Consider the following 13,061-nt stretch of genomic DNA (forward strand, 5'->3'; position numbering starts at 1 on the left):
TGTATTTTTAGACAATGAGCAGAAAGTACAAGTTTAAAAATCCAACAGCAGCCTATTTTGTTTCTTTTGCTACGGTATATTGGATAGATATATTTACCAGAGAAGAATATTTCAATATCCTACTGGAAAGTATAGACTATTGCAGAAAAGAAAAAGGCATGGAATTATATGCTTATTGTTTTATGCCTAACCATATACATTTAATTTTCAGGGATTCTAATGAAAATCCAATGAATCTATTAAGAGATTTTAAAAAACATACCTCTAAAAAAATCCTTAAAGCAATTGAGGAAAACCCTACAGAAAGCAGAAAAGAATGGTTATTGTGGATGTTTGAAAGAGCGGGAAAACAAAAAGGAAATATATCTAAATATCAATTTTGGCAGCACAACAACAAGCCCATTGAACTATGGAGTACTGCCGTTATAAAACAAAAAATAGAATATATACATAGCAACCCGGTTGTTTCCGGATTTGTTTGCGACCCAATAGATTGGAAATACTCTAGTGCTAAAAATTTTGCGGATGATCATACGGTCCTTAAAATTGACGATATTGGTTTCTTAGAATAAAAAGCAACTGGGACGGCACTCGTTACAAACGAGCGCTAGCGGGGCAGCCAGAGCGGCAGGTATCGATGACATAAAAATGCCTTGGTACAAATGGGTCACTCCTAAATCTTTATCGAAAAAAATAAAATCTTTGGAAATATCATGCAAATAATACTTATACTAACTATATTCTGTTCACCTTATATAAAATCTTTTGACAAAGATGAAAATGGTGCTTACTTACAAATTTTTGTTAAAAAAAAAAATGTGGTTTTTTGAATATTTCTAACACTAGACTTACCTATACTTATTCATGTGGAATGAATCTAGGAAAAGGAGGGGTCGACATTGACAAGGCAATTTTGAAATACGAGAGCGGCATGTTCATTCTGAGCAGTTCTGAATATACAAAAAAAGAACTTTTAAAAATTAAGTGTGATAGTTCTGTATATGACAAAACATACAATTACCTTTTAGAGGTTAAAAAGAATTTTTCGAAAAAAAATCAAGAAGATAATAGAAAAAATTTTTTTAACTAAATTGGATATTCCCTCGCTAGCGTTTGTTTGCAACGAGTGCCGTCCAGAGTAAGAAACAACAAACTAAGCTTGCTAAACATTTAGATAGCTTTTGTATTTTTAGACAATGGGCAAAAAATACAAGTTTAAAAATCCTACAGCAACATATTTTTTTTCTTTTGCTGCCGTGAACTGGATTGATGTATTAGCCAGAGAAGTTTATTTAAAAGAATTAGTTCTGTTTTATGACTAAAAAAGAAGCCATAAAAACTTTAGAAAAGACTATCAAAAAAACTTTTGACATTTACTCTGATAATTCAAAGTGGAAACCTATAGCTTCGACTAGAATACAACTGCAATATATTATAGAAGCTCTTCAAAATCCCAATAATAGAGAAAAATTAAAAAGTTTGACCATTGGTATTTACGCTGTACGCGAATTTGAAACCGAGCATGAAGAATTTGCTAACTTAATTTATGAAGTAGTTGAAATAGTAAATTTAATGAATAAAGGAAAACTGTAACAAAGAACTTTAATACACTACCGCCATCGCTCTTTCGTAACCAGTGCCCTACCGAGTAAGAAACAACTATTAAAACTATCTAAAATTCCAAAATGATGTGCATATTTGTATAAACAAGACGCCCTAATGAAAACATCCCTACTATTTCTTTTGTCCACCCTACTTTATTGGCCCATCAGTGCTCAAGACTCTTCTCAAAACTGGATTGAGGCCGAGGCTAAGATTACCGAAATACACAACAATATAAAAGCAAGAGGAACTAGGTCTTTTGCTACAGTTTCCTACACCGGAGAAGATGGTAATCCATATCAAAGTAGGGTAGAATTGTTGGCTATCCCTTTTGTTGGTACTTTGAAATCGGTTAATGATACAGTAACGGTCTATTATGACCCGGCAAACCCTACCTTGGCAAAATCTCCGGAAACTTCTTTTTTACAATCGTACGGACTTTACCTCTTAATTGGTGCGGGCATCTTAATTTCGCTTTATAATTTTAGAAACAAATTTGGTGGAGATGCCTCTTAAGTGTTGCGCTGGCTTATCAAAAATTCAACTAAACCAACCTAAACGGCTCTGCAAAAGAAGCTAGAACAAACCCGATTATCATGCTTTAACGTACTGTAGCTTATCTACTACGATTAATCTGTTCGGCACTTAAACTTAACATTACAGAGCGTTCTCTGCCCTCCTCCTCTTCAAGCAACACGTAAATATTTTGACCTTTGCCCAGAGCAAAGTCTTTACAAACAAAAACAAGGTGATTGCCATTATGCGCCGCAATGGATTCTTGGAGATTATAAATAAACAGCTCTTCTATTTCTATTTCGTGATTTCCATCCGGAGATTTGATGAAAAATTTCAATGACTTTACCTTATAATCGGTCCATGAATCATTTTTTACCTCTAATACAAAATGCAGGTCGTTGTGGTCCTTAATAATATTGTTTAGATGCAACCCTATTAAATTTATCGTGTTTGAGCTTTTTTTGAATCGCGTTTTTTGTTTATAACTATTTTCGCAAAAAATCTGATAGTACCCTTCCCTATCCGAGTTATATAGACTACTTCCGGCAATTTCAGGTGTTTCTTCTACAGTAGGGTTACTAGCTTTTAAACTAGCCTTTTCTTTTTTCTTAGTACTCCCGTTTTCTTTTAAAAATGGATTTTCCGAGGCATCAGGTTCCGTTTTTGCAATAAGCTTTTGGTCATCAGCATTTTCGTCATGAGTGTTTAGCTCTATATTTTTAGCACTTACCGCAACAACACTAGAACCATTCATTTTTCCTATTGCTTGATCTTCAGCCAACATGTAGGTGAAATTATTGACTTCGGTATCGTATTGTAGTAAAAACGAATAAATACTACCATCCTTTGTAATTACCGTAAGATTACTGGCCGCTCCTTTTCTAGCAACGAGGGTTGCCATTCTTCCGTTTGGCTCATAAACGAACTTATAATGAGGCGCGGGTTCTATTACCCTTTTAATTTCTGAAGGAAAAAATAACGTAATGGTTATACTTTCATTTACGTGCACAGGTATTGGCAAATTATTTGCCCTCATTGCTATTGAAGTAAATGCAATGAATAAAATGAAAAATATAGAATTCAGTCTCATAAGAAGTAGGTTTTAAGGTCATTTGGGATAATAGACCTTGCCATTTAACCATATAGCAGTACAAAAATATAACCTCTTATTTAGCTTAGATACTTTTTTCGTTATCCTGATTCAAATTTCGTTAACCTGATTAAAAACACTCCCTTTTACCGATGAAATATTTTATTTAAAAAACCCCCATCTTAAAATATGCATTTTATCGACTTGTAGAACACAAAATATTTGGAATTACATAAGTTGAACGTCGTAATTTTCAACTACAATAGTTTCTTAATAACGCCCACTTTCGTTAGATTTGTGAGCTTAGAATTTAAATAAAATGAATACAAAAAAGACATTATTCGATAAAGTTTGGGATTCGCATGTGGTACAACACATAGAGAACGGACCAGATGTATTGTTTATAGACCGCCATTTAGTGCATGAAGTAACGAGTCCCGTTGCTTTTTTAGGTTTAAAAAACAGAGGCATTAAAGTGCTACACCCTGAAAAAACCTTTGCTACGGCAGATCATAACACGCCTACTATCAACCAACATTTACCTGTTGCTGATCCTCTTTCCGCAAATCAGTTGCGCATGTTAGAGGAAAACTCAAATGAATTTGGTATTTCATATTGGGGTCTTGGCCACGAAAAGAATGGTATTGTTCACGTTGTAGGTCCTGAATACGGTATTACACAATATGGTGCTACTATTGTTTGTGGTGACTCACACACTTCTACCCACGGTGCTTTCGGAGCTATTGCTTTCGGTATTGGTACTTCAGAAGTAGAAATGGTTTTGGCTACACAATGTATTATGCAGACCAAGCCAAAGAGTATGCGAATTAATGTTGAAGGTAGTTTAGGTAGAGGAGTTACACCTAAGGATGTTGCCTTATATATCATTTCTCAATTAACCACTTCTGGTGCTACAGGCTATTTTGTTGAGTATGCCGGTCAGGTTTTTCGCGATATGACTATGGAAGGTCGTATGACCGTTTGTAACCTTAGTATTGAAATGGGTGCTCGTGGAGGTATGATTGCTCCGGACGAGAAGACATTTGAATATGTAAAAGGAAGAGAGTTTACACCAGCTGGCGCAGCATGGGACAAGGCTATGGCCTACTGGGAAACGCTACCTACAGAAGAAGGAGCAGAATTTGACAAAGAAATTACTTTTAACGCAGCCGATATAGAACCGATGATTACTTACGGTACTAACCAGGTATGGGCATCGGAATTTCTAATGGTATTCCGCAAGCGGATGCTGTAGAAGGCGGTGTTGCTACATATAAAAAATCGTTGCAGTACATGAACTTCAGTGAAGGCGATAGTATGATGGGTAAACCTATCGATTTTGTTTTCTTGGGAAGCTGTACGAACGGAAGAATTGAAGATTTTAGATTGTTTACATCCTTGGTAAAAGGACGCTCAAAAGCACCTAATGTTACGGCATGGTTGGTTCCTGGTTCTCACCAAGTTGAAAAAGCCATTAAGGACGAAGGTCTGTTAGCTAGTTTAAACGAAGCTGGCTTTGAACTTCGCGAGCCTTATTGTTCTGCTTGTTTAGCAATGAACGATGACAAAGTACCTGCCGGTAAATATGCGGTAAGTACTTCTAACAGAAACTTTGAAGGTAGACAAGGACCCGGCTCAAGAACTCTTTTAGCTAGTCCCCTAGTTGCTGCTGCAGCTGCCGTTACCGGGAAAGTTACGGATCCAAGGGAGTTAATGGAACTTGAAACCGCCTAACCTTATTTATATCTAAATTCAGCTTACAATTTGAAATTATGGCATACGATAAATTCAATACATTAAAATCATCGGCAGTACCTCTTCCTATAGAGAATGTGGACACCGATCAAATTATACCTGCAAGATTCTTAAAGGCTACTGAACGTAAAGGTTTTGGCGATAATCTTTTTAGAGATTGGCGCTATAACAGTGATGGTACGGAAAAGAAAGACTTTGTACTAAACAATCCTACCTACAGCGGTAAAATTTTAGTTGGAGGAAAGAACTTTGGTTCTGGTTCTTCTCGTGAGCATGCTGCTTGGGCTGTTTATGATTACGGATTCCGTGTTGTGGTATCTAGCTTCTTTGCGGATATTTTCAGAAACAACTGTTTGAACATTGGTGTTTTACCTGTTCAGGTAAGTGCCGAGTTTCTAGACAAAATCTTAAAAGCCATTGAAGCCGATCCAAAAGCTACTTTTGAAGTGAGCTTACCGGAACAAACCATTACTATTGAAGGAAGTGGAGAATCTGAGCCTTTTGACATTAACGTTTACAAAAAAGCGAACATGTTAAATGGGTTTGATGATATAGACTACCTATTGAATATTTCAGAAGAAATTAAAGAATTCGCTTCCGACAGACCTTTATAAGTCAATTACAGGGAGTAAAAAAGAGATAACAATCTGTTGAATATTAACATCAGCAGATTGTTATCCTTTTTCATAATACGCGACAAAAATCAATCTTAATATATAGTTCTAAAGAAACTCTGGATCAAATGAAAAGAAAGCTGGAAATCATGGATACCACCCTTCGGGACGGGGAACAGACCTCAGGAGTATCTTTTTCGGTTTCGGAAAAACTAACGTTGGCCAAACTTCTTGTAGAAGAACTAAAGGTAGACCGCATTGAAGTGGCCTCAGCAAGGGTATCTGATGGTGAATTAGAAGCCGTTAAGCAAATTGTAAAATGGGCTGCAGAAGAAAATTGTGTTAACAAAGTAGAGGTTCTCACCTTTGTAGACGGCGGCGTTTCTATAGAATGGATGAAAAAAGCAGGCGCTAAAGTCCAGAACTTGCTTACCAAAGGTTCACTGAACCATCTCACCCATCAACTTAAAAAAACACCCGAAGAACACTTTTCGGATATTGAAAAAACTATAGCACTTGCTTCAGAGAACAACATTGACACCAATGTTTATTTAGAAGACTGGAGTAATGGCATGCGTAATTCAAAAGAGTACGTTTTTCAATACCTGGATTTTCTAACACAACAACCTATAAAACGTATTTTGCTTCCTGATACGTTAGGCATACTAACACACACAGAAACTTTCGACTTTATCACGGAGATTGTTGCGCGTTACCCAAATACTCATTTTGACTTTCACGGCCATAATGATTATGACCTTGGTGTAGCAAATGTTATGGAAGCCGTAAAAGCCGGTTGTCATGGTCTTCACCTTACCGTTAACGGAATGGGTGAACGAGCAGGTAATGCTCCTATGGCGAGCGTGGTTGCCGTTATCCATGATTTTTTGACCGATGTAAAAATTAATGTAAGTGAATCTTCGCTATATAAAGTAAGTAAGTTGGTCTCTGCTTTTACTGGAGTTGGCATACCATACAACAAACCAATTGTTGGCGATAACGTATTTACCCAAACTGCAGGAATACATGCTGATGGAGATAGCAAAAACAACCTTTACTTTAATGATTTATTACCAGAGCGTTTTGGAAGAAAACGTAAATACGCACTAGGTAAAACATCTGGTAAAGCAAACATACAGAAGAATCTTCAAGAACTTGGGCTTACCTTAAATGATGATGAGCTTAAAAAAGTTACCCAACGAATTATTGAGTTAGGCGACAAAAAAGAAAGAGTAACCAAAGAAGATTTACCTTATATTATTTCCGATATTTTAGATAGCGGAAATCATCAACAAAAGGTTTTTATAAAATCATACGTACTCACCCACTCTATGGGATTACGACCGTCAACAACGGTTTCTTTAGAAATAAATGGTGAGCTTTTAGAAGCACATGCACAAGGAGATGGACAGTATGATGCTTTTATGAACGCACTTCGTAAACTTTACGTTTCTAAAAAAATAGAGTTACCCAATTTAATTGATTACGTTGTTAGAATACCCCATAAGTAATTCTGATGCACTTTGTGAAACCATTATTACATGGCAAAACAAAAGCGAGGAGTTTATTACCCGTGGTTTGGATTCCGATCAAACGGTATCTGCGATTAAAGCGACTGAAAAGATGCTCAATATTATTTAATTAAGCTGTTTCTAGAAAAGGAATTAAGCTAATAACTGAAATATTGCTCTAAGGGCTTTTGAATACTGCAGAGCAAAAGAATTTGAAGAAAAAAAAAGATTAAAAAAAAGCGCACAGTGTGCCGCGTAAAGCAAAAAGAATGAAACTAGACATTGCACTATTGGCCGGAGATGGAATCGGCCCCGAAGTTATTGACCAAGCCGTAAAAGTTTGCGATGCTATCGCAACAAAATATAAGCATGAAATTAGCTGGAAACCTGCATTAACAGGTGCTGCCGCTATTGATGCCGTTGGAGAGCCTTACCCAGATGACACTCACGAAATTTGCGCTAATGCAGATGCCGTTCTTTTTGGAGCTATTGGTCACCCAAGGTTTGATAACGACCCTTCTGCGAAAGTTCGTCCGGAGCAAGGTTTATTGAAAATGAGACAAAAATTGGGTCTTTTTGCCAATGTACGCCCAACTTTTACTTTCCCATCTTTAATTGACAAGTCGCCTTTAAAACGCGAACGTATAGAAGGTACCGATTTGATAATTCTTCGTGAATTAACAGGTGGTGTATATTTTGGAGAGCGCGGAAGAAAAGATGATGGTAACACCGCTTTTGACACCATGACCTATACTCGCGCAGAAATTCAGCGTTTGGCAAAAAAAGGTTTTGAAATGGCAATGACTCGTTCAAAACGACTTTGTTGTGTTGATAAGGCTAACGTTCTGGAATCTTCCCGTTTATGGAGAGAGACTGTACAAGCTATGGAAAAAGACTATCCAGAAGTTGAAGTTTCTTATGAATTTGTTGATGCCGTAGCCATGAGATTGGTACAATGGCCTAAAGGATACGATGTAATCATTACTGAAAACCTTTTTGGAGATATTTTAACCGATGAAGCTTCTGTGATTTCAGGATCTATGGGCTTAATGCCTTCTGCTTCTGTTGGAGAGAAAACAAAATTATACGAGCCTATTCACGGTTCATATCCACAAGCAGCAGGAAAAGACATTGCTAACCCATTGGCTACCGTACTCTCTGCAGCTATGATGTTTGAAGATTTTGGTCTTCAACAAGAAGCGGAAGATATCCGTCGTGTGGTAAACAAATCTTTAGCTGAAGGCATCGTAACCGAAGACCTTTCAGAAGATGCTAAAGCATACAAGACAAGCGAAGTTGGTGATTGGTTGGCCAAGAACGTTTAATAACATATTTATATTAGCAAAAAAACCTCCCAAGTTAACTTGGGAGGTTTTTTTTATATCATTTTAACTGTGTGATTCGGCCCTCACTTGTTAAGTGAATTTCTATCCCAGATTTAGCTATTATAAGCCAATTTTCTGTATTTATTAGCTCTTTGTCTTCTATATACAAGGATACCTATAGCCATTGCCACACCAGTTCCTGCCAGCATAGCACCTACAATTCCGGAATAAACAACACTATATCCATATGCTATTGGCAGTCCCGCCAAATAAGCTCCAGAAGCATTTCCCATATTAAAAGCACTTTGGTTCATTGATGATCCCAGCATTTCATTTCCTTTAGAGGTATTTATTATCGCCATCTGTATAGGTGTAGACACCGTAAAAGAAGCCAACCCCATCAAGAAAGTCATAATCAATAATATCTGTGGGTTTTTTGCTACTACCGCATTGATAAGTAATAAAAGCACCATAAAACTCAAACTTATAGCTACTGCCTTTAACGGTGCGAACCACTCAGCCATTTTTGCTCCTAAGAAATTACCGACCACCATACCAAGACCGGCCAAAATCATGGCGTAACTGACCATGTTTTCTCCCATTCCCGCAATATCGGTTACCAAAGGGGCTATATAGCTATACCAAGCGAAAAAGCCTCCTGTACCTATAGTAGTTAATGCAATAAGCGCCCATAATTCGCCATTTCTCAAACCTTTATTCTCTTTTGATCGCGCTTTGGGAAGCTCTGGTTCTATTTTTGGCATCCAAAAAAGCACACTTAAAATCGCCATAAACCCAACAATTCCCACCATAAAGAAAGATAAACTCCAATCATAATGGTGTCCTATATAAGTTCCGGTTGGCACACCAATAACGTTTGCAATGGTCAACCCTGAGAACATTACGGCAATTGCTTGAGCAGATTTTCCTGCTTTCACCAATTTACCGGCAACTACAGCGCCTATACCAAAAAAGGCACCATGTGGAAGGCCAGATAGAAACCGAGTAATTAATAAGGTAGTGTAACTATCCGAAAAACCGGAAAGCGTATTAAATACAGTAAACCAACCCATTAATAATAATAGAACGGTACGTGAATTTAACTTACCCCCTACTTTTGTTAATAAGGGAGCACCAACAACTACACCTAACGCGTATGCTGCAATTGAATGACCTGCTTGTGGAATGGTAATATTCAATCCTTTGGCTACATCTGGAAGAATTCCCATTATAACGAATTCCGTTAACCCAATACCAAAACCTCCTATCGCTAAAGCTATTAGCGCTTTTCTGTTTGCTGTGTTTGTTTTCATAGCACACACCTTTTTAGTTAAACAATATTATTTGTAAGATTTGGAACTTACATTAAAAATTAACAAAAATTTTAAACAAAGGTATGGCGAGAAAATCAATTAAAAATATGCGCGATTATCAGATTTATGTTCATAATTACCCATAAAAAAGAATACCCCTATAAATAGGGGTAAAATCTTATACTTTAAACTTATGTTAGCGTTTCAAGAGAAACCTTGAAAGATACACAAAGCTATGATAGAAACCTTTGTGCATTCGTAGTTTAACGGGATAGATTACAAAATATAATCCGTACTCACGAAGTTAGACAACTTAGCCTCCAACAACTGTTGAATAGTCTCATTGTTCAAATCATTATCCTTAAAAGCGACAAAAGTCCGTATAGAAAAAGAGCGCAAGGCATCATGAACACTCAATGTTGCTTGAGCTGAATCCTTTCTTCCAGTAAACGGATACATATCCGGTCCACGTTGACAAGAACTATTTAAGTTTACGCGACAAACCAAGTTAACAAGCGTATCTATTAATGGTGAAAGCGCATAGACGTCTTTACCAAAAAGGCTTACCTGCTGACCATAATTACTTTCGGCCATATCATTTAATGGTTCTTCAATGTCAGAAAACGAAAGAACAGGCACAACCGGTCCAAATTGCTCTTCCTGATAAACTCTCATGTCTTTATTTACAGGAAAAAGTACCGCTGGCCAAATATAATTATCGAATTTCTGACCTCCTTTTTTGTTTAATATTTTAGCACCCTTTTCAATAGCATCATCTATTAACTCTTGAATATAGGCTGGTTTACTTGGCTCTGGCAACGGCGTTAATTTAACTCCGTCTTCCCATGGATTCCCGAATTTCAATTCGTCCACTCTTTTTGAGTAACGTTTTAAAAATTCGTCTTTAATATCTTCATGAACATAAATCACTTTAAGTGCCGTACATCTTTGTCCATTAAAAGACAATGTACCAGCTATACATTCATCTATTGTCAAATCCAAATCAGCATCCGGAAGAATAATTGCAGGATTTTTTGCTTCCAATCCTAAAACCAAACGCAAACGGTTACTTTTTGGATGCTGCTCTTGTAGTGCATTCGCAGATTTACTATTTCCTATTAATGCAAGTACATCAATTTTACCGGTCTGCATAATTGGTGCAGCAACGGCTCTACCTCTACCAAAAATAATATTCACCACTCCTTTTGGAAAGGAAGATTGAAAAGCTTCTAGTAACGGTGTAATCAATAAAACGCCATGCTTTGCAGGTTTAAAAATAACCGTGTTACCCATTATTATGGCAGGTATCAACAAAGCAAATGTTTCGTTAAGCGGATAATTATAAGGCCCTAGACATAATACAACACCTAATGGTCCTCTTTTTATATGCGCATAAACACCATCGTGTTTTTGAAACTTGGCAGAATTACGGTCTAGTTCTTTATATTCTTCAATAGTATCATTAATATAATCTACCGTACGATCAAACTCCTTTTGACTATCCGGTAAAGATTTACCAATTTCCCACATCAAAAGTTTTACAATAATCTCGCGCTTGGTCTTCATTTGACGCACGAAATTTTCCATACACTCAATACGGTCTTTTACATGCATAGTAGGCCAAACCCCTTGCCCTCTTTTGTAGGCTCCCATAGCAGAATCCAAAGCCTCAAGGGCTGCAGGTTCTCCCATGTCAGGAATGCTACCTAATAATGTAGGCTTATATTCTTCTGTTGAGGATATAGTTGAAAATACCTCGGTAGTATTGCCTTCCCATGTTTTCAGTTCGCCATTAACCAAATATTTTTTTTGATTTATTGTCTGGTCAATTTCGTATTCTTTAGGTATTGCTGTCATTTTAAGAAGGGTTTATTATAATAGATATGATGGCTACAAATAGTAGTTATACGAAAATACATAATTATGAAATCAGAGCTTATTTTTGAGAAAACTAAATACAGACAATTAGCTACAATTTCATAAAAGAGCTAGAAATTGTGAAACCCTAAACCAAATATTGAAAAAGGTCTGGCTTATCGTTCAAATAATCTCCATAAAAATTATTTGCTTTCATACGTTGAACTAAAAGCTGAAGGTCTTCAGGACTTTTTAACTCTATACCCACAATGGCAGGAGCATTCTCCCTACTCGATTTTTTAGAATATTCAAAATGGGTAATATCGTCATCAGGACCTAAAATCTCTGCCACAAATTCTTTCAAAGCACCTTATGGTCTTTGCGGGAACCTAACTATGAAGTAGTGTTTGAGCTGACCGTAAAGCAGCGCACGCTCTTTTATTTCCGCTGTTCTAGTGATGTCGTTATTACTTCCGCTAAGGATACAAACTACATTTTTACCTTTTATTTCTTCAGCAAAAGCATCTAAAGCAGAAATAGTCAAAGCACCTGCTGGTTCAACAACTATAGCATCTCTATTGTAAAGGTCCAAAATAGTCTGACACACCTTTCCTTCTGCAACGGTAACCATATCATGAAGTCCATTTTTACAGATTTCAAAAGTTAGATCACCCACTTTTTGAACCGCAGCACCATCAATAAATTTATCGATTTTAGAAAGTTCTGTATTCCTATTGTTTTTTATGGAGGTCTTCATAGAAGGAGCACCTTCTGGCTCTACTCCTATAATTTTGGTATTTGGCGATAGTTCTTTAAATACTCCGATTAGACCAGAAGCCAGTCCTCCGCCACCAATTGCCACAAATATGTAATCTATAGATTCCTGAAATTGATCTAACAATTCCAAGCCTACAGTACCTTGACCTTCTATCACTTTAGGGTCATCAAAAGGATGAATAAACGTTTTCTTATTGCTTTCGCAGAATGTTCTAGCACTTTTTGAAGAGTCGTCAAAAGTATCTCCTTCCAAAACTATCGTTACCCATTCCCCTCCAAACAATCTAGTTTGCTCAACTTTCTGTTTAGGGGTTACGGATGGCATGTATATCGTCTTAAGAATTTTTAAATGGTTACAAGCAAAAGCTACTCCTTGGGCATGATTACCTGCACTGGCACAAACAATTCCGTTTGCTCTTTCCTTTTCCGAAAGCGAGCTAATTTTGTTAAATGCCCCTCGTATTTTATACGAACGCACTCTATGTAAATCTTCTCTCTTGAGAAGTATATTGGAATCATACGCTTTTGACAAACGTATGCTGGACATTAGCGGAGTAACCGTAGCGACCTCTGCGATGGTAGCAGCCGCCTTTTTTATATCCGATATTTTAGGAAAATATGTCATATTAAAAAACCCTGTCTAGATTTTCAACTTCCTTATATTCTGGAAGAGCAAAAAAACCGGACAGGGCTGTTTTATA

The 13,061-nt window shown here is 36.9% G+C and carries 8 protein-coding genes and 3 pseudogenes; 7 read left to right on the forward strand and 4 right to left on the reverse strand.

Annotated features, from left to right (window positions below; translation table 11 throughout):
* The first annotated feature begins 14 nt into the window (after positions 1 to 14).
* The 3 genes from Q5W13_RS22025 to Q5W13_RS22035 all read left to right on the forward strand — a co-directional run bounded on the left by Q5W13_RS22025 (position 15) and on the right by Q5W13_RS22035 (position 2,118).
* Entirely contained in the window at positions 15 to 572 is a 558-nt protein-coding gene (locus tag Q5W13_RS22025; protein WP_304444539.1) for an REP-associated tyrosine transposase, read from the forward strand.
* 742 nt (positions 573 to 1,314) lie between these two features.
* Entirely contained in the window at positions 1,315 to 1,593 is a 279-nt protein-coding gene (locus tag Q5W13_RS22030; protein ID WP_304444540.1) for an immunity protein Tsi6 family protein, read from the forward strand.
* Positions 1,594 to 1,719: 126 nt separating this feature from the next.
* Positions 1,720 to 2,118: a DUF3592 domain-containing protein gene (locus Q5W13_RS22035; RefSeq protein ID WP_304444541.1), complete on the forward strand. Its 399-nt coding sequence runs from the start codon at positions 1,720 to 1,722 to the stop codon at positions 2,116 to 2,118.
* A gap of 100 nt (positions 2,119 to 2,218) precedes the next feature.
* On the opposite strand, the gene Q5W13_RS22040 is transcribed toward Q5W13_RS22035, so the two are convergent.
* On the reverse strand, positions 2,219 to 3,208 hold the full coding sequence (locus Q5W13_RS22040) for a DUF8473 domain-containing protein (protein ID WP_304444542.1): 990 nt from the start codon (positions 3,206 to 3,208) through the stop codon (positions 2,219 to 2,221).
* Between the two features lie 319 nt (positions 3,209 to 3,527).
* Here Q5W13_RS22040 and leuC point away from each other — a divergent pair.
* The 4 genes and pseudogenes from leuC (at position 3,528) to leuB (ending at position 8,413) form a co-directional block, all read left to right on the forward strand.
* A pseudogene (gene leuC / locus Q5W13_RS22045) lies at positions 3,528 to 4,942 on the forward strand (3-isopropylmalate dehydratase large subunit).
* A 38-nt stretch (positions 4,943 to 4,980) separates the two neighbouring features.
* Entirely contained in the window at positions 4,981 to 5,577 is a 597-nt protein-coding gene (leuD, locus tag Q5W13_RS22050) for a 3-isopropylmalate dehydratase small subunit (protein WP_304444543.1), read from the forward strand.
* 128 nt (positions 5,578 to 5,705) lie between these two features.
* Positions 5,706 to 7,218, forward strand: a pseudogene (locus Q5W13_RS22055) (hydroxymethylglutaryl-CoA lyase-like TIM-barrel protein).
* A gap of 139 nt (positions 7,219 to 7,357) precedes the next feature.
* Positions 7,358 to 8,413: a 3-isopropylmalate dehydrogenase gene (gene leuB / locus Q5W13_RS22060; RefSeq protein WP_155596618.1), complete on the forward strand. Its 1,056-nt coding sequence runs from the start codon at positions 7,358 to 7,360 to the stop codon at positions 8,411 to 8,413.
* A gap of 113 nt (positions 8,414 to 8,526) precedes the next feature.
* On the opposite strand, the gene Q5W13_RS22065 is transcribed toward leuB, so the two are convergent.
* The 3 genes and pseudogenes from Q5W13_RS22065 to ilvA all read right to left on the reverse strand — a co-directional run bounded on the left by Q5W13_RS22065 (position 8,527) and on the right by ilvA (position 12,985).
* A complete protein-coding gene (locus tag Q5W13_RS22065; RefSeq protein ID WP_304444544.1) occupies positions 8,527 to 9,726 on the reverse strand; it encodes an MFS transporter in 1,200 nt (399 codons plus the stop codon).
* Between the two features lie 276 nt (positions 9,727 to 10,002).
* Positions 10,003 to 11,583 (reverse strand): NADP-dependent glyceraldehyde-3-phosphate dehydrogenase, encoded by a 1,581-nt coding sequence (locus tag Q5W13_RS22070; protein WP_304444545.1) that lies wholly within the window; start codon positions 11,581 to 11,583, stop codon positions 10,003 to 10,005.
* A gap of 148 nt (positions 11,584 to 11,731) precedes the next feature.
* A pseudogene (gene ilvA, locus Q5W13_RS22075) lies at positions 11,732 to 12,985 on the reverse strand (threonine ammonia-lyase).
* Between the last annotated feature and the right edge of the window lie 76 nt (positions 12,986 to 13,061).

The sequence above is a fragment of the Zobellia laminariae genome (genome assembly GCF_030553095.1).
GTDB classification, from domain to species: Bacteria; Bacteroidota; Bacteroidia; order Flavobacteriales; family Flavobacteriaceae; genus Zobellia; species Zobellia laminariae.